The sequence below is a fragment of the Pseudomonas sp. KnCO4 genome, assembly GCF_045344305.1.
In the GTDB taxonomy this organism is placed as follows: domain Bacteria; phylum Pseudomonadota; class Gammaproteobacteria; order Pseudomonadales; family Pseudomonadaceae; genus Aquipseudomonas; species Aquipseudomonas anuradhapurensis.
On sequence record NZ_CP174199.1, the window covers coordinates 449,419 to 470,750 of the forward strand.

General features: G+C 62.5%; 18 protein-coding genes. 3 read left to right on the forward strand and 15 right to left on the reverse strand.

Annotated features, from left to right (window positions below; genetic code table 11):
* Positions 1 to 113 precede the first annotated feature (113 nt).
* The 3 genes from rpoD to rpsU form a co-directional block, all read right to left on the reverse strand.
* On the reverse strand, positions 114 to 1,964 hold the full coding sequence (gene rpoD / locus ACJA3S_RS01995; protein ID WP_170027940.1) for an RNA polymerase sigma factor RpoD: 1,851 nt from the start codon (positions 1,962 to 1,964) through the stop codon (positions 114 to 116).
* A gap of 67 nt (positions 1,965 to 2,031) precedes the next feature.
* On the reverse strand, positions 2,032 to 4,014 hold the full coding sequence (gene dnaG / locus ACJA3S_RS02000) for a DNA primase (protein ID WP_170027941.1): 1,983 nt from the start codon (positions 4,012 to 4,014) through the stop codon (positions 2,032 to 2,034).
* Between the two features lie 303 nt (positions 4,015 to 4,317).
* Positions 4,318 to 4,533: a 30S ribosomal protein S21 gene (rpsU, locus tag ACJA3S_RS02005; protein WP_003255575.1), complete on the reverse strand. Its 216-nt coding sequence runs from the start codon at positions 4,531 to 4,533 to the stop codon at positions 4,318 to 4,320.
* Positions 4,534 to 4,737: 204 nt separating this feature from the next.
* Here rpsU and tsaD point away from each other — a divergent pair, with 204 nt between their 5' ends.
* Positions 4,738 to 5,763 carry a tRNA (adenosine(37)-N6)-threonylcarbamoyltransferase complex transferase subunit TsaD gene (gene tsaD / locus ACJA3S_RS02010; protein ID WP_289131776.1) on the forward strand — a complete coding sequence of 342 codons (1,026 nt, stop codon included), beginning with the start codon at positions 4,738 to 4,740 and terminating at the stop codon, positions 5,761 to 5,763.
* A gap of 3 nt (positions 5,764 to 5,766) precedes the next feature.
* On the opposite strand, the gene plsY is transcribed toward tsaD, so the two are convergent.
* Positions 5,767 to 6,336, reverse strand: a complete 570-nt coding sequence (plsY, locus tag ACJA3S_RS02015) for a glycerol-3-phosphate 1-O-acyltransferase PlsY (protein WP_170027943.1) — start codon at positions 6,334 to 6,336, stop codon at positions 5,767 to 5,769.
* 74 nt (positions 6,337 to 6,410) lie between these two features.
* On the opposite strand from plsY, the gene folB reads away from it, so the two are divergent.
* A complete protein-coding gene (folB, locus tag ACJA3S_RS02020; protein ID WP_406820699.1) occupies positions 6,411 to 6,767 on the forward strand; it encodes a dihydroneopterin aldolase in 357 nt (118 codons plus the stop codon).
* Positions 6,758 to 7,267: a 2-amino-4-hydroxy-6-hydroxymethyldihydropteridine diphosphokinase gene (gene folK, locus ACJA3S_RS02025; RefSeq protein WP_406820700.1), complete on the forward strand. Its 510-nt coding sequence runs from the start codon at positions 6,758 to 6,760 to the stop codon at positions 7,265 to 7,267. The genes folB and folK overlap by 10 nt, the downstream gene beginning before the upstream one ends.
* 91 nt (positions 7,268 to 7,358) lie before the next feature.
* Here folK and ACJA3S_RS02030 read toward each other — a convergent pair whose 3' ends face one another.
* The 11 genes from ACJA3S_RS02030 to ACJA3S_RS02080 all read right to left on the reverse strand — a co-directional run bounded on the left by ACJA3S_RS02030 (position 7,359) and on the right by ACJA3S_RS02080 (position 21,330).
* The gene (locus ACJA3S_RS02030; protein ID WP_406820701.1) at positions 7,359 to 8,465 is read right to left on the reverse strand and encodes a multifunctional CCA addition/repair protein; all 1,107 of its coding nucleotides are present in this window, start codon (positions 8,463 to 8,465) and stop codon (positions 7,359 to 7,361) included.
* 55 nt (positions 8,466 to 8,520) lie between these two features.
* Positions 8,521 to 10,089 carry a SpoVR family protein gene (locus ACJA3S_RS02035; protein WP_170027946.1) on the reverse strand — a complete coding sequence of 523 codons (1,569 nt, stop codon included), beginning with the start codon at positions 10,087 to 10,089 and terminating at the stop codon, positions 8,521 to 8,523.
* Positions 10,086 to 11,357, reverse strand: coding sequence for a YeaH/YhbH family protein (locus ACJA3S_RS02040; protein ID WP_170027947.1), 1,272 nt, complete (start codon positions 11,355 to 11,357; stop codon positions 10,086 to 10,088). Before ACJA3S_RS02040 ends, ACJA3S_RS02035 begins: the two co-directional genes overlap by 4 nt.
* A gap of 140 nt (positions 11,358 to 11,497) precedes the next feature.
* Positions 11,498 to 13,420 (reverse strand): PrkA family serine protein kinase, encoded by a 1,923-nt coding sequence (locus ACJA3S_RS02045; RefSeq protein WP_170027948.1) that lies wholly within the window; start codon positions 13,418 to 13,420, stop codon positions 11,498 to 11,500.
* 282 nt (positions 13,421 to 13,702) lie between these two features.
* Positions 13,703 to 14,035: a thiosulfate sulfurtransferase GlpE gene (gene glpE / locus ACJA3S_RS02050; RefSeq protein ID WP_170027949.1), complete on the reverse strand. Its 333-nt coding sequence runs from the start codon at positions 14,033 to 14,035 to the stop codon at positions 13,703 to 13,705.
* Positions 14,036 to 14,049: 14 nt separating this feature from the next.
* Positions 14,050 to 14,916, reverse strand: a complete 867-nt coding sequence (locus ACJA3S_RS02055; RefSeq protein WP_406820702.1) for a symmetrical bis(5'-nucleosyl)-tetraphosphatase — start codon at positions 14,914 to 14,916, stop codon at positions 14,050 to 14,052.
* Complete coding sequence (gene apaG, locus ACJA3S_RS02060; protein WP_170027951.1) at positions 14,916 to 15,296, reverse strand: Co2+/Mg2+ efflux protein ApaG; 381 nt, start codon at positions 15,294 to 15,296, stop codon at positions 14,916 to 14,918. Before apaG ends, ACJA3S_RS02055 begins: the two co-directional genes overlap by 1 nt.
* A gap of 143 nt (positions 15,297 to 15,439) precedes the next feature.
* The gene (rsmA, locus tag ACJA3S_RS02065; RefSeq protein WP_406820703.1) at positions 15,440 to 16,240 is read right to left on the reverse strand and encodes a 16S rRNA (adenine(1518)-N(6)/adenine(1519)-N(6))-dimethyltransferase RsmA; all 801 of its coding nucleotides are present in this window, start codon (positions 16,238 to 16,240) and stop codon (positions 15,440 to 15,442) included.
* Positions 16,237 to 17,226 carry a 4-hydroxythreonine-4-phosphate dehydrogenase PdxA gene (gene pdxA, locus ACJA3S_RS02070; protein ID WP_406820704.1) on the reverse strand — a complete coding sequence of 330 codons (990 nt, stop codon included), beginning with the start codon at positions 17,224 to 17,226 and terminating at the stop codon, positions 16,237 to 16,239. The genes rsmA and pdxA overlap by 4 nt, the downstream gene beginning before the upstream one ends.
* Positions 17,223 to 18,542: a peptidylprolyl isomerase SurA gene (gene surA, locus ACJA3S_RS02075; protein WP_170027954.1), complete on the reverse strand. Its 1,320-nt coding sequence runs from the start codon at positions 18,540 to 18,542 to the stop codon at positions 17,223 to 17,225. The genes pdxA and surA overlap by 4 nt, the downstream gene beginning before the upstream one ends.
* Entirely contained in the window at positions 18,523 to 21,330 is a 2,808-nt protein-coding gene (locus tag ACJA3S_RS02080) for an LPS-assembly protein LptD (RefSeq protein ID WP_406820705.1), read from the reverse strand. The genes surA and ACJA3S_RS02080 overlap by 20 nt, the downstream gene beginning before the upstream one ends.
* Between the last annotated feature and the right edge of the window lie 2 nt (positions 21,331 to 21,332).

A 21,332-nucleotide genomic window follows, 5' to 3' on the forward strand; every position in this document is an offset into this window, starting at 1 on the left:
TGCTGGTGTTGGGTGGAAGGTGGAGTCTTTCGTACAGGCCTGCCCGATCCATGCGGGAGTGGCAGGTTGCACAGGGCGGAAAGAAAAACCCCGGCCTGGGCCGGGGTTTGTCATCACTCGTCGAGGAAGGAGCGCAGGTGCTCGCTGCGAGTCGGGTGGCGCAGTTTGCGCAACGCCTTCGCTTCGATCTGACGGATCCGCTCACGGGTCACGTCGAACTGCTTGCCTACCTCTTCAAGGGTATGGTCGGTGTTCATGTCGATACCGAAGCGCATGCGCAGTACCTTGGCTTCACGCGCGGTGAGGCCGGAGAGCACGTCGCGGGTGGCTTCCTTGAGGCTTTCGACCGTGGCCACATCGATCGGGGACTGCATGGTCGAGTCCTCGATGAAGTCGCCCAGGTGCGAATCTTCGTCGTCACCGATCGGGGTTTCCATGGAGATCGGCTCTTTGGCGATCTTCAGTACCTTGCGGATCTTGTCCTCAGGCATTTCCATGCGCTCGCCAAGTTCTTCCGGGGTCGGTTCGCGACCCATTTCCTGCAGCATCTGGCGGGAAATACGGTTGAGCTTGTTGATCGTCTCGATCATGTGCACCGGAATACGGATGGTGCGTGCCTGGTCGGCGATCGAACGGGTAATCGCCTGACGGATCCACCAGGTGGCGTAGGTCGAGAACTTGTAGCCGCGACGGTATTCGAACTTGTCCACCGCTTTCATCAAGCCGATGTTGCCTTCCTGGATCAGGTCGAGGAACTGCAGGCCACGGTTGGTGTACTTCTTGGCGATGGAGATCACCAGACGCAGGTTCGCCTCGACCATTTCTTTCTTGGCGCGGCGGGCCTTGGCTTCACCGATCGACATGCGACGGTTGATTTCCTTGATCTCGGCAACGGTCAGGCCGCTTTCGTTCTCAAGGTCGATCAGCTTCTGCTGGCAAGCGACAATGGCAGCGTCCTTTTCACCCAGGGCGGCAGCCCACTTGGTGTTGCGCTTGGCCAGGTCACCGCTCCAGGTCTGGTCGGTTTCGTTGCCCGGGAACATGCGCAGGAAGTCGGCGCGCGGCATGCGCGCATCACGTACGCACAGCTGCATGATGGCGCGTTCTTGCTGGCGCAGACGGTTCAGGGCGTCACGGACACGCTCTACCAGTACCTCGAACTGCTTGGGTACCAGCTTGATCGGCATGAACAGGTCGGCCAGGGCCTGCAGGGCCTCGATGCTTTCCTTGTGGGCGCGACCGTTTTTCTTCAGGACCTTGTTGGTGGCCTGCAGCTGATCGGCGACGGCACCGAAACGCTGGCGGGCGACTTCCGGGTCCGGGCCGCTCTCGGCCTCTTCCTCGTCGTCACCGCTTTCGGATTCTTCCTCGTCGTCGTCGGACTCTTCCTTCGCGGTCGCGGCCTTGGCGCCCGGGATCGGCACTTCTTCGGTCGGTGCAGCGATGTTGTCGTCAGGGTCGATGTAACCGCTGAGAACGTCGGACAGCCGGCCACCTTCGCTGGTGACCCGGTCATATTCGCCGAGAATGTAGTCGACAGTGCCCGGGAAGTGGGCGATGGCGCCCATGACTTCACGGATGCCTTCCTCGATACGCTTGGCGATTTCGATCTCGCCTTCGCGGGTCAGCAGCTCGACGGTACCCATTTCGCGCATGTACATGCGCACCGGGTCGGTCGTGCGGCCGATATCGGTTTCAACTGCCGCCAACGCAGCAGCGGCTTCTTCGGCCGCAGCTTCGTCGGTGTCGGCTTCCGCCAACAGAAGGGCATCCGCATCCGGAGCACTCTCGAATACGTTGATCCCCATGTCGTTGATCATGCGGATGATGTCTTCCACCTGTTCCGGATCTGAAATATCCTCAGGCAGGTGGTCGTTGACCTCCGCGTAAGTCAGGTAGCCCTGCTCACGACCGCGGGTGATCAACTCTTTGATACGAGACTGCTGTTGCGCTTTTCCGGACATAACACCCTATCCACTGAAGGTCTTGGCGGGCAAAAAACAAGCCGAGGATTATACCCGAGCATGGGCCTCACGCGCCAGATGAGGTCGGCGTTTGTGCGGGAACATTCCGGCTCAGCAGGGCGAGGAGCTGGGATTTCTCCTCGCTGGTCAATTCGCTTTGACGTGATTTCCTGAGCAGTTGTTCCAGGCTGCGCTCGCGTTGGCGGGCGGACAAGCTAGTTATAGTGTCGAAAAACTGTTGTTCAAGGTTGTCGGCCACGATCAGCCATTCCTTTTCCGCCAGCGCCCGTAGCAGGCGGCCCTGTTCGGTGCCGTGCCAACGTGCGATCAACTGCATTGAGCTTAGCCCAGGATTTTTCTGCGCGGCTTCGATCAGGGCCACCAGCAGCTGGCTGTACAGGTGCTCTTCGTCGGCAAAATGGCTGGCATCTTCCACCTTGCCGGCCAGCAGCGGGTGGTGCAGCAGCGTGCGCAGGGCGGCCAGGGTTGGCGGCTCGACCGGGGCCGGCACGCGCGGTGGCGCTTCGTCACGTTGTTGCCAGGGTTTGCCGCCCTTGCGGTTCTTGTCCCAGGGCTTGTCGCCCCATTGCTTCTTGCCGGCGCCCTTGTTCGGCTTCCACGCCTGTTCCTGCTGGGCAGGGGCGTAGTCGTGCTGCGGCATGTCGCCGTAGTCGGGGGTGTAGCTGGCCATGGCGTCGTAATCGTAGCCAGGGTCGTAGTCCGGCACGTTGCCGGGGGCCGGGGCGTGTTGCGCCAGTTGCTCGACCTGCTGCGGGTCGAGGCCGGTAATTTCGCGCAGGCGGTTGCGCATCAGCTGGCGCAGGTTGGCGCCGGGGATCTTTTCGATCAGCGGTGCTGCCAGGGTCGCCATATGCGCCTTGCCTTCCAGCGAGCGCGGGTCGGCTTCCACGCCCAGTTGCTCGAAGAAGTAGTCGGCCAGCGGCTGGGCGTGCTGGTTGATGCGGGCCATGAAGGCATCGGTGCCTTCGGCGCGCACCAGGCTGTCCGGGTCCTCGCCTTCGGGCAGGAACAGGAAGCGCGCACGGCGGCCGTCCTGCAGGTTCGGCAGGGTCGACTCCAGGGCGCGCCAGGCGGCCTTGCGCCCGGCCTGGTCGCCGTCGAAGCAGAACAGCACGCTGGGCACCACGCGGAACAGGCGCTTGAGGTGCTCTTCGCTGGTGGCGGTGCCAAGGGTGGCCACGGCGTTGCGCAAGCCCTGCTGGGCCAGGGCGATGACGTCCATGTAGCCCTCGACGACGATGATCTCGTCGAGGTTGCGGTTGTGCTTGCGTGCCTCGTACAGGCCGTACAGTTCCTGGCCCTTGTGAAACACCGGGGTTTCCGGGGAGTTCAGGTACTTTGGCTTGTCGTCGCCGAGCACCCGGCCACCGAAGGCGATGATGCGCCCACGGCTGTCACGGATCGGGAACATCACCCGGTCGCGGAAGCGGTCGTAGCGTTTGCCGCTTTCGGCGTTCTCGATCAGCAGTCCGGCGTCGATCATCACCTTCTGCTGCAGGCTGTCGGCACCCAGGTGCTTGAGCAGGTTGTCCCAGCCTGGCGGGGCGAAGCCCAGGCCGAAGTCGCGGGCGATTTCCCCGGACAGGCCGCGGCCCTTGAGGTAATCCACCGCCGCCTTGCGGGTCGGGTGGCTGCGCAGGGCCTGGCGGTAGAACTCCGAAGCGGCGTCCAGCAACGGGTACAGCGGCGAATCGGTGGGCTGGCGCGGTTTGTGGTCGCGGCGGCCTTGCTCGCGGGGTACTTCCATGCCAGCGGCGCGGGCCAGTTCCTCGACCGCCTGGGGGAAGTCCAGGTTGTCGTGGTCCATGACGAAGCCCAGCGCGTTGCCACCGGCACCGCAGCCGAAGCAGTAGTAGAACTGCTTGTCGGGGCTGACCGTGAAGGAAGGGGTCTTTTCCTTGTGAAACGGGCAGCAGGCGGAGTAGTTCTTGCCGGTCTTTTTCAGCTGGACGCGCGAACTCACCACGTCGACGATGTCGAGGCGGTTGATCAGGTCGTCAATGAAACTCTGGGGAATCAGCCCGGCCATGGCAGTCTCGTCATCTGGCAACTGGCAAGTCTAATCGCTCACACGCCGAATGGGGCGGGTGCCGCTTGGAGAAGTACGAGGGAAAATGTGCTCGTCGCCAGCCCGGTGGGGCCCGTCAGTCGGACGTGCACGTCTGGTCATACAACAAGGAGGACCAGCTCTGACGTTTCAGGCAGGTTGCCCATGTGCAGTTCGCAAGAAGCTTGTGCAGGGCCTTGAGCTAGCTGCTCAAGTTTGAAGCGACCACTGCCATCGCCCGGCGGTTAGCCGGGCAGGGCAGAAGCTTTGCGTAGAACGCCTGTATTAGTACAGGCGAACGGCGCGGCGCTGTTCGCGCTGAACTTTCTTGGCGTGACGCTTAACAGCAGCAGCTGCTTTGCGCTTACGCTCGGCGGTCGGCTTCTCGTAAAACTCGCGGCTACGAACTTCAGCCAGTACACCGGCTTTTTCGCAGGAGCGCTTGAAACGACGCAGAGCTACGTCGAAGGGTTCGTTCTCTTTAACTTTGACGGCTGGCATCCAGGGCTACCTTAATTCATTACCGGGGTAGACGTGCTCCTGGCAAAACAAAGGTGTGCTGGAGAACGTCGGTTTTCAAGGGTTGCGGATGTTAACCCTTAGCAAGCCGGAATGCAAAGCCTCTGATCGAAAACCGCTGGTCGGCATCCGACACGAGGACTATCATGCGCGGCTTCGAATTCAGCCCCCACAAGGGACGAGCCCATGCTAGTACTGGGATTGGAAACATCCTGCGACGAAACTGGCGTCGCATTATATGACAGCGAGCGTGGTTTGTTGGCCGACGCACTGTTCAGCCAGATCGACCTGCACCGCGTGTTTGGCGGTGTGGTGCCAGAGCTTGCCTCGCGTGACCACGTCAAGCGCATGCTGCCGCTCATCCGCCAGGTGCTGGACGAGGCCGGCTGCGTCGCCACCGAGATCGACGCCATCGCCTACACCGCCGGCCCCGGCCTGGTCGGTGCCTTGCTGGTGGGCGCGTCCTGTGCGCAGGCGCTGGCCTTTGCCTGGGATATCCCGGCGATTGGCGTGCACCATATGGAAGGCCACCTGCTGGCACCGATGCTGGAGCAGAACCCGCCGGAGTTTCCGTTCGTCGCCTTGTTGGTTTCGGGTGGCCACACCCAGCTGGTGCGCGTCGATGGCATCGGCCACTACGAGCTGTTGGGCGAGAGCCTGGACGACGCCGCTGGCGAAGCGTTCGACAAGACCGCCAAGCTGATCGGCCTGAACTACCCCGGTGGCCCGGAAATCGCTCGCCTGGCCGAGCGCGGTGTGCCGGGGCGCTTCGTCTTCCCGCGGCCAATGACCGACCGCCCGGGCCTGGAGTTCAGCTTCAGCGGCCTGAAAACCTTCGCCCTGAACACCTGGCAGCAGTGCCGCGATGCTGGTGACGACAACGAACAAACCCGTTGCGACCTGTCCCTGGCGTTCCAGCAGGCGGTGGTGGAGACTCTGACCATCAAGTGCAAGCGGGCGCTGAAGCAGACCGGCCTCAAGCGCCTGGTCATCGCCGGTGGCGTCAGCGCCAACAAGGCCTTGCGTGCGTCCCTCGAAGACATGCTCGCCAGCATCAAGGGCAACGTGTACTACGCGCGCCCGCAGTTCTGCACCGACAACGGCGCGATGATCGCCTACGCTGGCTGCCAGCGGTTGTTGGCCGGGCAGCAGCAGGACCTGGCCATCAGCGTGCAGGCACGCTGGCCGATGGAGCAGTTGCCGCCGGTCTGATGGCTAGAAATGCCGTTCCCGCCCGGCGAACAGGTCGCGCAGGTTGTTGCGGTGGCGCCAGACGATCATCAGCGTGAGCACGCTGATCGGCAGCAGCGCCTCTGGTTCGCGCCAGGCGAGCAGGGGCAAGGTCAGCGGCGTGGCGATCAGCGCCGCCAGCGAACTGGTGCGGGTAAGGTAGAAGGTCAGCAGCCAGGCGCCGATGGCCAGCAGTGCGGCCGGGAAGTACAGGGCCATGAGCATGCCGGCGGCAGTCGCCACGCCCTTGCCGCCACGGAAGCGGAAGTACAGCGGAAACAGATGGCCCAGCACCGCGCACACGCCAACCCAGGCCTGCGCGTGCAGGTCCAGCCCGGCAAGGCGGGCGAGCCATACCGGCAACAGGCCCTTGCACAGGTCGCCAAGCAAGGTCAGGATCGCCAGCTTGCGGCCTGCCAGGCGTAGCATGTTGGTGGCGCCGGCATTGCCTGAACCGCTGGAACGCGGGTCCGGGCTGCCCGCAAGGCGGCTTAGGACGATGGCGAAGGACAGCGAGCCGAGCAGGTAGGCGAGCAGCGCCAGTAACCAAAACATGCTAACTATTCCGGGCGAGGACGCCCTGATTCTAACGGCGCCAGTCGCCCTTGTCGTGCTGTGGAGAGAAGTGCTTGGACAGAGTGTTCATCGAAGGCCTGGAAGTCGATACCGTCATCGGTGCCTATGACTGGGAGCGGGATATTCGCCAGTGCTTGCGCCTGGACCTGAGCTTCGCCTGGGACAACCGCCCGGCTGCGGCCGGTGACGACCTGGGCCTGGCGCTGGATTACGCCAGTGTGTCGGCGCGTATCCAGGCGTTTGCCGAGCAGGCCCGTTTCGAACTGGTGGAAACCTTTGCCGAGCGCCTGGTGGCAACGCTGATGGCGGAGTTCCACATCCCATGGGTGCGGTTGAAGCTCACCAAGCCGGGTGCGGTGCCTGCGGCCCGTGGTGGTGTTGGCGTGGAGATCGAGCGCGGATGTCTCTGAGCACGGTGTACCTGGGCCTTGGCAGCAACATCGACCGCGAGGCGCACCTGTGTGCCGGGCTCGATGCACTGGCTGGCATCCTGACCGGCATGCGTTGTTCGCCGGCGTTCGAAAGCCAGGCGGTGGGTATCAAGAGCGGGCCGTTCATCAACTTCGTGGTGACTGGGCAGACGGCGCTGCCGCTGATCGAGCTGGACCGCCGGCTGAAGTTCATCGAGGCCGACAACGGCCGCTATGCACCGGACCGCAAGGGGCTGCCGCTGGATATCGATGTGCTGATGTATGACGACTTGCTGGGCACGTTCGATGGGCTGGTGCTGCCCCGTGCCGAGATCCTGAAGAATGCCTTCGTGCTGTGGCCGCTGGCGCTGCTGGCGCCCGACCTGGTGCATCCGGGGGTGGGCAAGCGCATGGCGCAGTTATGGCAGGAAGCGCGGATTGACCAGGTGCTGGCGCCGGTTGCCTTTGAATGGCGTGGGTTGCAGCTGACGCCGGCTTGAGCCTGTACCGGCCTCATCGCGGGCACGCCCGCTCCCACAGGTAAAGCACTGTTCTGTGGGAGCGGGCGTGCCCGCGATGAGGCCGGTGAGATCAACCGAGCTGGTAAGTCTCAAGCGCTTTCAGCCGCTCACCTTTGAGCGCTTCGCCCAGTGCCTGCCCAGTCAGCCCAGCCTGCACCAGCGGTTTCACATCCACCGCCCGCGCTGCGGCCGCTGCCCCCCGCAGATAATCGGCCTGTGGATAACCTACTTTGCTCTCGCCCAGTGCGATCATCTGGCAAGCGATCAGGAAGTCCTCGAACCGCTGCGGCCGCCGGTACACATCGAACTTCTGTAACAGCTCCAGCAACGCCGTCGCTGGCAACGCCAGCGCCTGGTTGCCTTGCGCCAGGCACTCCCCGGTCAGCAAAGCCAGCTCCTGGCATTCCCGTGGCGCCTTGAGGCGCTGGTTGACGGCTTTGATCGAGGCGGGGGCCAGCCTGTGCAGCAGGCAGGCCCAGCGTACGTGCAGGGGGTGCTCATGCAGTGCAGCCTGCTCCAGCGCCTTCAATGCCTGGGTATGCTCTTCCAGCTCGGGCAGCAGCTCCGCCAGGGCGCCACAGGCCTGCAGGACCTGGAAGAACACCTGCGGCTGCGCTTCCATCAGTGCCCGCTCGATTTCCTTCCAGCTGCGTTCGGCCGTCAGCGCCTGCAGCTCGCCGGAAGCACTGATCTGGCGCATCAGCTCCAAGGTTTCTTCGGCCACCCGAAAACCCAGCGGTGCATAACGGGCAGCGAAGCGCGCGACGCGCAGCACGCGCAAAGGATCTTCGGCAAATGCCGGGGAAACGTGACGTAACAGGCGCTGATCGAGATCGTTCTTGCCGTGATAAGGGTCGTACAAGACGCCCGCTTCGTCCTCGGCCATCGCATTGATGGTCAGGTCGCGGCGTATAAGGTCTTCTTCCAGCGTCACTTCGGGGCTGGCGTAGAAGGTGAAGCCACCGTAGCCACGCCCGCTCTTGCGCTCGGTGCGTGCGAGGGCGTATTCCTCGCCGGTGGTCGGGTGCAGGAACACCGGGAAGTCGGCGCCGACCGGGCGGTAGCCCTTGGCGTGCATTTCCTCGACCGTGGCGCCGACCACCAGCCAGTCGATATCGCTGACCGGGCGGCCGAGCAGGCGGTCGCGCACGGCGCCGCCGACTTTGTAGATGTGCATGTGCAACTCTCCATAACTGCCGACAGGATAACCTGTCGACAGCCATGGCGTTGCATCAGAGGTGGTGGATGACGGCCAGGTCCATGCGCCCGTAGTCGGCGTTTTCGCCGTGCTCGCCGCGCGGTGGCATGTGGTGGGTCTTCATCACCTGGTCGCCCTGCACGGTCTCCAGGTGGATGTCGAAGCCCCACAGGCGATGCAGGTGCTTGAGCACTTCATCGGTGGAATCGCCCAGCGGTTTACGGTTGTGTTGTTGGTGGCGCAGGGTCAGCGAGCGGTCGCCGCGGCGATCGACGCTCCAGATCTGCACGTTCGGTTCGCGGTTGCCCAGGTTGTACTGCGCCGCCAGTTGCTCGCGAATGATTCGGTAGCCGGCCTCGTCATGAATGGCGGGCACCAGCAGGTCGTCGCGCTGGTCATCATCGAGAATGCTGAACAGCTTGAGGTCACGCATCACCTTGGGTGACAGGTACTGCAGGATGAAGCTCTCGTCCTTGAAGCTGCTCATGGCGAACTTGATGGTAGAAAGCCAGTCACTGCCGGCAATGTCGGGGAACCAGCGGCGATCTTCTTCGGTCGGGTTTTCGCACATGCGGCGGATGTCGGTATACATCGCAAAGCCCAGTGCGTACGGGTTGATGCCGTTGTAGTACGGGCTGTCGAAGCCAGGCTGGAACACCACGCTGGTGTGCGACTGCAGGAACTCCATCATGAAGCCTTCGGTGATCAGGCCCTCGTCGTACAGGTCGTTCATCAAGGTGTAATGCCAGAACGTCGCCCAGCCTTCGTTCATCACCTGAGTCTGGCGCTGCGGGTAGAAGTACTGGGCAATCTTGCGCACGATGCGCACCACTTCACGCTGCCAGGGCTCCAGTAGCGGGGCGTTCTTCTCGATGAAATACAGGATGTTCTCCTGCGGTTCGGCGGGGAAGCGCGCGTCATCGCGCTCGTTGCCCTTGTCAGCGCTTTTCGGGATGGTCCGCCACAGGTCGTTGATCTGCCGTTGCAGGTGCTCTTCGCGTTCTTTCTGCCGGCGCCGTTCCTCTTCGGCGGAAATCGGGTAAGGGCGCTTGTAGCGGTCGACGCCATAGTTCATCAGCGCATGGCAGGAGTCGATCAGGTCCTCCACGGCATCAATGCCGTGGCGTTCCTCGCACTGGGCGATGTACTGCTTGGCGAACACCAGGTAGTCGATGATCGAGCTGGCGTCGGTCCAGGTGCGGAACAGGTAGTTGCCCTTGAAGAAACTGTTATGGCCGTAGCAGGCATGGGCGATCACCAGTGCCTGCATGCACATGGTGTTCTCTTCCATCAGGTAGGCGATGCACGGGTCGGAGTTGATCACGATTTCGTAGGCCAGGCCCATCTGGCCCCGGCTGTAGGACTTTTCCGTGCTGAGGAACTGTTTGCCATAGGACCAGTGGTGATAGCCCAGCGGCATGCCTACCGAGGCGTAGGCGTCCATCATCTGCTCGGCAGTAATCACCTCGATCTGGTTGGGGTAGGTGTCCAGAGCGTAACGCTCGGCCAGGCGGCTGATTTCCCGGTCGTAGGTCTGGATCAGTTCGAACGTCCACTCGGACCCGGTGGAAATGGGTTGGCGTCTCTGTGCTCTGGCGGTCATGTGGCTAACCTGCGCTGGAAGAGTTCACGGAAGACCGGGTAGATGTCGCCGGCCGATACCAACTGCTGCTGGGCGAACGTGTCGGGGAAGGCTTCGCCGATGCGCTCGTATTCGTACCACAGCGCCTGGTGCTCACGTGGGGTGATTTCGACGTAAGTGTAGTACTGCACATGCGGCATGATCTGCTTGGACAGGATGTCGCGGCAGATCGGCGAGTCGTCGTTCCAGTTGTCGCCGTCCGAGGCCTGGGCGGCGTAGATGTTCCAGTCGCTGGCCGGGTAGCGCTCGGCCATGATTTCCTGCATCAGCTTGAGCGCGCTGGAAACGATGGTGCCGCCGGTTTCCCGCGAATAGAAGAATTCTTCTTCGTCGACTTCACGGGCGCTGGTGTGGTGGCGGATGAATACCACTTCGATGCGGTCGTAGTTGCGCTTGAGGAACAGGTACAGGAGGATGAAGAAGCGTTTGGCAATGTCCTTGGTGGCCTGGGTCATCGACCCGGACACGTCCATCAGGCAGAACATGACCGCCTTGGAGCTGGGGTTGGGCTGCTTGACCAGCAGGTTGTACTTGAGGTCGAAGGTGTCGAGGAAGGGCAGGCGGTTGATCCGTGCCTTCAGGCGCTCGATTTCCTGTTCGACTTCCTGGATATCGCTGAAGTTGTCCGGCTCCTCGATCTTCAGGCGGGCCAGTTCCTTCTGCGCTTCGCGTAGCAGGGCACGGCTGCTGCCGGTCAGGGCGATGCGCCGGGCATGGGCCGAGCGCAGGGTGCGCACGATGTTGATGCGTGACGGGTTGCCTTCGTTGGCGATACCGGCGCGCACGGTCTTGAAGGTGTCGGCACCGGTCAGGTGGCGTTTGACCAGGTTGGGCAATTCGAGGTCCTCGAACATGAATTCGAGGAACTCTTCCTGGGTAATCTGGAAGACGAAGTCGTCCATGCCCTCGCCGGAATTGCCGGCCTTGCCACGCCCGCTACCACCCCCGCCTCCTTGTGGCCTGGGGATGTGTTCGCCGGCGGTGAATTCCTTGTTGCCCGGGTGCACGATGGTCTGCTTGCCGCCGCGGCCATGGTGCAGCACCGGTTCGTCGATGTCGCGCCCCGGTATGCTGATCTGCTCGCCATGTTCCATGTCCATGATGGAACGGCGGCTCACCGCCTCTTCGACGGCTTTCTTGATATGTTCGCGGTACCGCCGCAAAAAGCGCTGGCGGTTGACCGTGCTCTTGTTCTTGCCGTTCAGGCGTCGGTCTATAACGTAGCTCATGGTCCCTCCGGTAGCTGGAGCAGCTGCAAGCCACAAGCTTCAGGCTGCAGGAAAGAGCAGCCACCGCTGCTGCAGGCTGCAGCGCCGGGCTTGCGCTCGGCGCCGTGCAGCCTGGAGCTTGCGGCTTGTAGCTTGCCGCTTTATTGCGATTTCCTGACCCGCAGGTACCATTCCGACAGCAGGCGAACCTGTTTGTCGGTGTAGCCACGCTCCACCATGCGCGTGACGAAGTCGTTGTGTTTCTGTTGGTCCTCCTTGCTGGCCTTGGCGTTGAAGCTGATGACCGGCAGCAGGTCCTCGGTGTTGGAGAACATTTTCTTCTCGATCACCACCCGCAGCTTCTCATAGCTCAGCCAGCTCGGGTTCTTGCCGTTGTTGTTGGCCCGCGCACGCAGCACGAAGTTGACGATTTCGTTGCGGAAATCTTTCGGGTTGCTGATGCCGGCTGGCTTCTCGATCTTCTCCAGCTCTTCGTTGAGGGCGATACGGTTGAGGATTTCGCCGGTTTCCGGGTCGCGGTATTCCTGGTCCTGGATCCAGAAGTCGGCGTACAGCACGTAGCGGTCGAAGATGTTTTGCCCGTATTCGCTGTAGGACTCCAGGTACGCAGTCTGGATTTCCTTGCCGATGAACTCGATGTAGCGCGGTGCCAGGTACTCCTTGAGGTAGCGCAGGTAGCGTTCGCGCACTTCGGCAGGGAACTGTTCCTGCTCGATCTGCTGCTCCAGCACATACAGCAGGTGTACCGGGTTGGCGGCCACTTCATGCGGGTCGAAGTTGAACACCTTGGACAGGATCTTGAAGGCGAAGCGGGTCGACAGGCCGTTCATGCCCTCGTCGACGCCTGCGGCATCGCGGTATTCCTGGATCGACTTGGCCTTTGGATCGGTGTCCTTGAGGTTTTCCCCGTCGTACACCCGCATCTTCGAGTAGATGTTGGAGTTTTCCGGTTCCTTCAGGCGCGACAGCACGGTGAACTGGGCCAGCATCTTCAGCGTGTCCGGGGCGCAGTGGGCCTTGGCCAGCGAGCTGTTGACCAGCAACTTGTCGTAGATCTTGATCTCATCGCTGACGCGCAGGCAATACGGCACCTTGACGATGTAGATCCGGTCGATGAACGCCTCGTTGTTCTTGTTGTTGCGGAAGGTGTGCCACTCCGATTCGTTGGAGTGGGCCAGGAGGATCCCGGAATAGGGGATGGCGCCGAGGCCTTCGGTACTGTTGTAGTTGCCTTCCTGCGTGGCAGTGAGCAACGGGTGCAGGACCTTGATCGGTGCCTTGAACATTTCCACGAATTCCATCAGGCCCTGGTTGGCCCGGCACAGCGCGCCCGAATAGCTGTAGGCGTCGGCGTCGTTCTGCGGGAATTCCTCGAGCTTGCGGATATCCACCTTGCCGACCAGGGCCGAGATGTCCTGGTTGTTCTCGTCACCCGGTTCGGTCTTGGCAATGGCGATCTGGTTGAGGATCGAGGGGTACAGCTTGACCACCTTGAACTTGCTGATGTCACCGCCGAACTCCTGCAGGCGCTTGGTGGCCCAGGGCGACATGATGGTGTTCAGGTAGCGCCGCGGGATGCCGAATTCCTCCTCGAGAATCGCCCCGTCTTCGCTGGCATTGAACAGCCCCAAGGGCGACTCGAACACCGGCGAGCCCTTGATGGCGTAGAACGGTACCTTTTCCATCAGCTGCTTGAGTTTTTCCGCCAGCGACGATTTACCGCCGCCCACCGGGCCCAGCAGGTAGAGGATCTGCTTCTTCTCTTCCAGGCCTTGGGCGGCATGGCGGAAGTACGACACGATCTGGTCGATGCACTCTTCCATGCCATGGAAGTCGGCAAACGCCGGATAGCGGCGGATGACCTTGTTGGAGAAGATACGCGACAGCCTGGAGTTGGTAGAGGTGTCGATCAGCTCTGGCTCACCGATGGCCAGCAACAGCCGTTCGGCCGCCGATGCGTAGGCACTGCGATCCTCTTTGCACAGCTCGAGGTACTCCTGCAGCGTTAATTCTTCCTGACGCGTTGACTCGAAACGTTGTTGGAAGTGGCTAAAAATACTCATGACGTCACCTCGCTCGATACGTTGAGACGACGCCGGATCAGTCAGCTGATGCTGGCACGCAACCGGGGTTGCCGATTGCTGTATACCCCCCAAACACCCTGTAACGCTACCGATGACCCGCACGCCGGTGTACCGGCTCTCCCCTTTTTCTGGATGGCCTGCGCTTAAGAATAGTTGGTTATCCGCAAGGTCAAGGGCGAGGGATGGAGAAGTTGCGAACGACCGTTCGTCAGATAAGGCGCGAGCCCGCACAGGGCGCGGGCTGCAGTGTAGATGAAAAAATTATTCGGCAGCGCCTTGGGCGGTCTCGGCCGGGTAGGTGGCGCGCCACAGTTCGAAGCCGCCATCGACGCTGTAAACGTCGGAAAACCCTTGGTTGACCAGGTAGGCTGCGGCGCTCTGGCTGGAGTTGCCGTGGTAGCACACCACCAGGGTCGGGGCATCGAGGTCGGCGTTGCGAATGAACTCGGCGACCGAATGGTTATCCAGATGCTTGGCACCGGTAATGTGGCCGGCGGCAAAAGCCTGGGGGTCGCGAATGTCGACCACCACCGCACCTGGTTGCTTGCGAAGCTCCAAGGCCTGCTCGGGGGGGATGCGCTTGAATTCGCTCATGGGTACTGCTTCCTTCAGGTGTGGTCGTTGAGTGTAGTGGGTGTTGCCGGTTGGCGCAGGGTGCCGTCGTCGGCACAGTCACAGCGGTGGTATTCGCCGCTGTCGACGTTGTACAGGGTCATGGCGCCACCCCATACGCAGCCGGTGTCCAGGGCAATGATGCCGGGTTCGTCAACCTGGCCCAGCAGGGCCGCCCAGTGGCCGAAGATGATCTTCACATGGCGTGAACGGCGCTCCTTGTGGGCAAACCAGGGCTTGTAGCCTTTGGGGGCGGTGTCCAGGCCTTCCTTGCTCTTGAGGTCGAGCTTGCCCTCGGCAGTGCAGAAGCGCATGCGCGTGAGGTAGTTGGTGATCACCCGCAGGCGTTCGACGCCGCAGAGGTTCTTGCTCCACTTGTTCGGCTCGTTGCCGTACATGCCGTCCAGGTACTGCTTCAGGCGGCTGTCGTCGCGCAGCACCTCTTCGACTTCGCCGGCCAAGGCCAAGGCCTTGCCCAAGGTCCATTGCGGTGGAATACCGGCGTGGACCAGGGCAATACCGCGGGGCTCGTCGTAGTGCAGCAGCTTTTGCTGGCGCAGCCAGTCGAACAGCTGGTCGGCGTCGGGCGCTTCGATGATTTCGCGCAGGGTGTCGCTTTTCTTCAGGCGCTCGACGTTATGCCAGACGGCCAACAGGTGCAGGTCATGGTTGCCCAGCACGCAGACCAGCGACTGGCGGATCGAATACAGGAAACGCAGGGTTTCCAGCGACTCGGGGCCACGGTTGACCAGGTCGCCGACCAGCCACAGGCGGTCGACGGCGGGGTCGAAACTGACGCGTTCGAGCAGGCACTTGAGTGGCTGCAGGCAGCCCTGCAGATCTCCGACAGCGTAGGTAGCCATCAGTGCAGCGCCCCGGGCACCGCCAGGCGGAAGGGGGCGATCTGGGCATCGAAGCGCTTGCCGTCTTCGGCGAACATCTGGTAGCTGCCCTGCATGGTGCCTACGCGGGTGCTGATGACGGCGCCGCTGCTGTAGGTGTGGCTCTGGCCGGGGGCGATGTTGGGCTGCTGGCCGATAACGCCGGCACCGCGTACTTCCTCGACCTCGCCGTCACCGTTGGTGATAAGCCAGTGGCGCGACAGCAGCTTGGCATTGAGCGAGCCGTTGTTCTGCACGGTGATGGTGTAGGCGAAAGCGAAACGACTGTTTTCGGGGTCGGATTGTTCTTTGAGGTAGCGGGTCACGACGCTGACGTCGATCTGATAGCGGGGGTCGGACATGCAAGGGCCTTGGGAAAACTGACGCAGTAATGCAGTCTAGGCCATTGAGCGGGGGGAGGGCCAGCGGTGTGGCGGCTTGGGGATATCCATAGTCGGTACCGGCCTCTTCGCGGGCATGCCCGCGAAAAGGCTGATCCAGGCTGTCAGGCCTGCTGGTCGGCCAGTTGGTCAGCCAGGCGCACGAAGGCCGCCAGGTCCAGCTGTTCAGGGCGCAGGCTGCCGTCCACGCCCGCAGCCTCGATGGCTGCGCTGTCGAGCAGGCCTTTCATGGTATTGCGCAGGGTCTTGCGGCGCTGGTTGAACGCCTCGCGTACCACGCGCTCCAGCAGTTGTGCATCCTTGGCCGGATGTGGCAACACCTCGTGCGGCACCAGGCGAACGATGGCCGAGTCCACTTTCGGCGGTGGGTTGAAGGCGCCCGGGCCAACGTTGAACAGGTGTTCGACGCGGCAGTGGTACTGCACCATGATCGACAAACGCCCCCAGTCGCCACCGCCAGGGCCGGCGGCCATGCGCTCGACCACTTCCTTCTGCAACATGAAATGCATGTCGCGGATCAGCCCGGCGTGGCTGAGCAGGTGGAAGATCAGCGGGGTGGAAATGTTGTAGGGCAGGTTGCCTACTACCTTCAGGCTGCGCGCTGGCACGCCCAGCTGGTTGAAGTCGAACTTCAGGGCGTCGCCCTGGTGCAGGCGGAAGTTGCTGCGGTTGGCGAACTTGTGTTGCAGGATCGGCACCAGGTCCTTGTCCAGCTCCACCACGTCCAGCTGGGCGCCGCTGCCCAGCAGGCCTTCGGTCAGGGCGCCCTGGCCAGGGCCGATTTCCAGCAGGTGTTCACCGGCCTTGGCGTTGATGGCACGCAGGATGCGGTCGATGATGCCGGCGTCGTGCAGGAAGTTCTGGCCGAAGCGCTTGCGCGCCCGGTGTTGGTATTGCTCGTTCATGGTCGGTTCTCGGCCATCTGGTAGGCGGTGTCCAGCGCGACGCGCAGGCTGCCGGTGTCGACCTTGCCAGTGCCGGCAAGGTCCAGGGCGGTGCCGTGGTCAACCGACGTGCGGATGATCGGCAGGCCCAGGGTAACGTTCACGGCTGCGCCAAAGCCTTTGTACTTGAGTACCGGCAGGCCCTGGTCGTGATACATCGCCAGCACCGCGTCGCAGTGCTCCAGATATTTGGGGGTAAACAAAGTATCGGCCGGCAGCGGCCCGCGCAGGTCCATGCCCTCGGTGCGCAGGCGGGCCAGGGTCGGCTCGATGATGTCGATTTCCTCGCGGCCCAGGTGGCCACCTTCACCCGCATGCGGGTTGAGGCCGCACACCAGGATGCGCGGGTTGGCAATGCCGAACTTGTCACGCATGTCTGCATGCAGGATGCGGGTCACGCGTTCGACGCGTTCGGCAGTGATGGCGTCGGCAATGTCGCGCAGCGGCAGGTGCGTGGTCACCAGGGCGACGCGCAGGCCGTGGGTGGCCAGCATCATCACCACTTGTGCGGTTTGGGTCAGTTCGGCGAGGAACTCGGTATGCCCGGAAAAGGCGATGCCGCTTTCGTTGATGACACCCTTGTGCACCGGGGCGGTGATCATCCCGGCGAAGTGCCCGTCCAGGCAGCCTTGCCCGGCGCGGGTCAGGGTTTGCAGCACGAACGCGGCATTGGCCTTGTCGAGCTGGCCCGGGATTACCGGGGCCGCCAGGGGCGTGTCCCATACGTACAGGCTACCCGCCGGTGCCGGCTGCTCGGGCCATTGGCCCGGCGCTACCGGCAACAGCTTGACGGCCAGCCCCAGCTGCGTGGCCCGCTCGGCGAGCAGGTCACGGCTGGTAATGGCGATCAGGGGGTGGGGCTGGGCGTCTGCAGCGAGCAGCAGGCACAGGTCGGGGCCTATGCCGGCTGGCTCGCCGGGGGTGACGGCGAAGCGCAGGGGCTTCACGGGGCGGCCTGGTCAGCGCCAGGCAGCTTGATTTCGACGTAGGCTTCGTCGCGAATCTGGCGCAGCCAGGTTTGCAGCTCTTCGTCGTACTTGCGGTTGCGCAGCACGTTCATGGCTTGCTGCTCCCGCGCCTGCTCGGTGCTGTCGGTGGCGCGGCGGCCCAGCACTTCGAGGACATGCCAGCCGTACTGGGTCTTGAACGGACGGGTGACTTCGCCTTGGGTGGCGTTGGCCATCTGCTCGCGGAACTCCGGTACCAGGCTGTTCGGGTCGACCCAGTTGAGGTCGCCACCGTTGAGCGCGGAACCCGGGTCTTCCGAGAAGCTCTTCGCCAGCTCGCCGAAGTCCTCGCCGTTCTTGATGCGCTCGTACAGGCGCTCGGCCAGTTGTTCGGTGGCCGCTTCGCTGCGGATTTCGCTCGGCTTGATCAGGATATGGCGTACGTGCACTTCGTCACGCAGCACGTTCTCGCTGCCGCCGCGCTTCTCCTCGAGCTTGAGGATGATGAAGCCGTTGGGGATGCGGATCGGCTGGGTGATTTCACCAACCGGCATGCTGCTGAGCATCTTGGCGAAGTCCGGTGGCAGCTGGCCAGCTTTGCGCCAACCCATCTCACCGCCTTCCAGGGCGTTTTCGCTGGCCGAGTGGGCAATCGCCATCTGGCCGAAATCGGCGCCCTGGCGCAGTTGCTGGTACAGGTCACCGACCTTGCGTGCAGCCTTCTGGATATCGTCCGAGCTGGCCGCTTCCGGCGTTGGGATCAGGATGTTGGCCAGGCGGTACTCTTCCGACATCTGCATCTTGCCCAGGTCGGAGTTGAGGAAGTTCTTCACTTCCTGCTCGGACACCTGGATGCGTTCGGCCACACGACGCTGGCGCACGCGGCTGATGATCATCTCGCGCTTGACCTGCTCGCGGGCGTCGTCGAACGACAGGCCGTCGCGGGCCAGGGCGGCACGGAACTGGTCCAGCGACATGCCATTGCGCTGGGCAATGGTGCCGATCGCCTGGTTCAGCTCTTCGTCGGTGATGCGGATGCCGGAGCGTTCGCCGATCTGCAATTGCAGGTTCTCGACGATCAGGCGCTCCAGTACCTGCTGGTCCAGCGCGCCGGCAGGCGGCATGCCGCCACCGCGCTTGGCGATGGTTTGCTGAACTTCGCGGACGCGCTGGTCGAGCTGGCTTTGCATGACCACGTCGTTGTCGACGATGGCCACCACGCGATCAAGAGGTTGTACCGCGGCATGCACCGCGCCACTCAGCAATGCGACGCCCAGCAACGCTGGGCGCAGTCGATCAATAAGCTTGGTCTTCACGTTCACGGTAACCTTGAATGCCTTCGTCGAGGAAAGACTCGACCTTGTTGCCGACTACACCACCGAGGCCCTTCAGGACGATCTGAAGGAAGATGCCGTGGTCGCCTTTCTCGTTCTGCGGAAGCGCCTGGCTGAAGTCGTCGTAGTCGATCCAGTAACGGTTGATCAGGCGCAGCTTCCAGCAGCAGTTGTCGTACTCGAAACCACCCATGGCTTCCAGGGTGCGGTTGCGGTTGTAGTCATGCTGCCAGCGTGCGATGACGCTCCACTGCGGAACGATCGGCCAGATGACCGAGAAGTCATGCTGCTGGATCTTGTAGTAGTCCTTCACGTAGTTAGCACTGCCCGGGGTGCCATAGTCGCCACCACCCACTTTCCAGGTACCGGTCGTGGAGTCGTAGGCGATGGTGTCGTTACGGTAGCGATAACCGAGGTTGACCACCTTGTTCGGGTTGTCTTCAGGCTGGTAGTGGAACATCGCGCTACCCGAGCGTGGGCTGCGGGTGTCCGGGTCCCAGTTGTAGGTCGAATTGAAGCGCCAGTCGCGGTTGAAGTAGTAGTTATACAGCAGCGCGTAAGGCGACACGTCGGACTGCGAGTCGGCGCGGGTGCGGTAGTCGATACCCGGCAGCTGGACTTTGCGATCCTTGAAATAATACGCCTGGCCGATGCTGAAGTTCTGGCGCTCGAAACCGTTCTCTTCGATCCAGCGGGTGGTCACGCCCAGCGACAGCTTGTTCTCGTCACCGATGCGGTCGGTACCGCTGAAGCGGTTTTCACGGAACAGCGACTCGTAGCTGAACAGCGATTCACCGCTGTCGAACAGCGGGATGTCCACCTGGTCCTTGTACGGGACGTAGAGGTAGAACAGGCGCGGTTCAAGGGTATTGCGATAGTTGGTGCCGAACAGCGAGGTGTCGCGGTCAAAGTACAAGCCGCTGTCAACGCTGAAGATCGGGATGTCACGGTTCTGGGTGCTCGAGAAGTCACCACGAAGGTCACGGGTGGTTTGCGAGGCGCCAGCCAGGTCGGCTTTACCTTCGCTGTCCAGATCCAGGTCGTACTTGGTGTACATGTAGGTCAGCTTCGGCTTGATGTAGCCGTAGCTGGCGTCCAACGGCAGGCTGATCGACGGCGCGAGGTTCAGGCGAGTGCCGTTGGCCCTGGCGAGGCCGAAGATGTTTTCATCAAGACGTCGCCCGTCGGCGCCGGCCGTGGTGTCCAGCTGCCCGTCTTCGTTGAACACAGGGCCGGTCTTCAGATCGCGATCGAAGCGCACGGCTTCGGTCTTGTAGCTGAAATCGAAACCGCCCGGGTGATACGGCAACATGCCGTTAAGAGTTATCTGCGGCAGGCGATCGTACGGCGTGATCTTCGAAATGGTAGCCATTTCGTAGGCGTGCACGTTCAGGCGCGCCTGGTAATTATCGCCACGGTAGGTCAGTGCACCGCGCTGATTGAGCAGGTCCTTGGACTCTACGCCAATCTGGTCGGACTCCAGGTCCTGGAAGTAGAACGGATCGCTGATGTCGGTGTAGTCCACCTCGGTCATCAGGCGCTCGTCCAGCCCGCCCTTGTGCTGCCAGTTGACCATCCAGCGCTGTTCTTTGTAGTCAGTCTGGTCTTTACGGTCATCGTTCTTGTCGTTGAGGTACGCACCACCGAACTGGCCTTCGCTGGAAGGCGTCAGGTAGCGGAACTCGCCTTCCATCAGCAGGCCGCGCTTGGTCATGTAACGCGGGTACAACGTGGCGTCGTAGTTTGGCGCCAGGTTGAAGTAGTACGGCGTGACCAGCATGAAGCCGGTGTCGCTGGTGCTGCTGAACGATGGCGGCAGGAAGCCGGACTGGCGACGGTCGTCGATCGGGAAGTAGATGTACGGTGTGTAGAACACCGGGAAATCCTTGACCCGCAGCGTGACGTTGGTCGCGGTACCGAAGCCGGTGGCCGGGTTAAGGGTGATGTTGTTGCCCTTCAGCTGCCAGGCGTTGCTGCCCGGTTCGCAAGTGGTGTACGTACCGTCCTTGAGGCGGATGATGGCGTTTTCGCCACGCTTGGCGTACAGGGCGCTGCCGCGGATGTGCGACTTGTGCATCACGTATTCGGCGTTGTCGACCTGGGCTTCGCCAGTGTCGAGCTGGATCTGCGCCTCGTCACCGACTACCAGCGAACCGTTGTCACGGATCTTGACGTTGCCCTTGAGCTCGCCACGGTTTTCGGTCTGATAGAGGTTGGCCTCGTCGGCCTCGGCCTGCATGCTGCCCTGGCGCATCACCACGTCACCGGCGAGGGTAGCGATCTGCTGCTCCTGCTGGTACTTGGATACCTTGGCGTTGATGTAGGTCGGCGACTCGTCCTTCGGCGTGGTGTCGGCCATGCCCGGGCGGGTTGGCTCGATGTACGCGCCACCACAGTACGGGCCGGTTTCGGCCAGCTGCGCGGCAGTGAGCTTTTCTCGCGGTACCCAGTCCAGGTGGCTGTAGTCTTCGCTGCGCGACTTCAGGGCGCGGCCCTTGGCCTCGGTGACCAGCATCGGCCGGTCCGCAGTTTCGCCTTCGTTCGCGGCTTCGGTGCCGGCGCTGACGGCAGCACCCTCATGCACCGGGCGCGGCGGCAGGTTGTTGACTGGGGTCTTGGGCTTGCAGTCCCAACCACCGGAGGCGGACACTTGGCAGTCGAACTGTTCGGCTGCCACCACGTACGACGTGGCCAGAGGTTGCAGGGCCAGCAGACCGCCGGTTACCAGCAACGGAAACTTTCTACGAAACGCGGGGGATTTCAATGCCATCT

Excerpts from the sequence above, each read along its gene's own strand:
- rpoD (WP_170027940.1), bottom strand. The coding sequence starts at position 1,964 with ATGTCCGGAAAAGCGCAACAGCAGTCTCGTATCAAAGAGTTGATCACC.
- dnaG (WP_170027941.1), bottom strand. The coding sequence starts at position 4,014 with ATGGCCGGGCTGATTCCCCAGAGTTTCATTGACGACCTGATCAACCGC.
- rpsU (WP_003255575.1), bottom strand. The coding sequence starts at position 4,533 with ATGCCAGCCGTCAAAGTTAAAGAGAACGAACCCTTCGACGTAGCTCTG.
- tsaD (WP_289131776.1), top strand. The coding sequence starts at position 4,738 with ATGCTAGTACTGGGATTGGAAACATCCTGCGACGAAACTGGCGTCGCA.
- plsY (WP_170027943.1), bottom strand. The coding sequence starts at position 6,336 with ATGTTTTGGTTACTGGCGCTGCTCGCCTACCTGCTCGGCTCGCTGTCC.
- folK (WP_406820700.1), top strand. The coding sequence starts at position 6,758 with ATGTCTCTGAGCACGGTGTACCTGGGCCTTGGCAGCAACATCGACCGC.
- ACJA3S_RS02030 (WP_406820701.1), bottom strand. The coding sequence starts at position 8,465 with ATGCACATCTACAAAGTCGGCGGCGCCGTGCGCGACCGCCTGCTCGGC.
- ACJA3S_RS02035 (WP_170027946.1), bottom strand. The coding sequence starts at position 10,089 with ATGACCGCCAGAGCACAGAGACGCCAACCCATTTCCACCGGGTCCGAG.
- ACJA3S_RS02040 (WP_170027947.1), bottom strand. The coding sequence starts at position 11,357 with ATGAGCTACGTTATAGACCGACGCCTGAACGGCAAGAACAAGAGCACG.
- ACJA3S_RS02045 (WP_170027948.1), bottom strand. The coding sequence starts at position 13,420 with ATGAGTATTTTTAGCCACTTCCAACAACGTTTCGAGTCAACGCGTCAG.
- glpE (WP_170027949.1), bottom strand. The coding sequence starts at position 14,035 with ATGAGCGAATTCAAGCGCATCCCCCCCGAGCAGGCCTTGGAGCTTCGC.
- ACJA3S_RS02055 (WP_406820702.1), bottom strand. The coding sequence starts at position 14,916 with ATGGCTACCTACGCTGTCGGAGATCTGCAGGGCTGCCTGCAGCCACTC.
- apaG (WP_170027951.1), bottom strand. The coding sequence starts at position 15,296 with ATGTCCGACCCCCGCTATCAGATCGACGTCAGCGTCGTGACCCGCTAC.
- rsmA (WP_406820703.1), bottom strand. The coding sequence starts at position 16,240 with ATGAACGAGCAATACCAACACCGGGCGCGCAAGCGCTTCGGCCAGAAC.
- ACJA3S_RS02080 (WP_406820705.1), bottom strand. The coding sequence starts at position 21,330 with ATGGCATTGAAATCCCCCGCGTTTCGTAGAAAGTTTCCGTTGCTGGTA.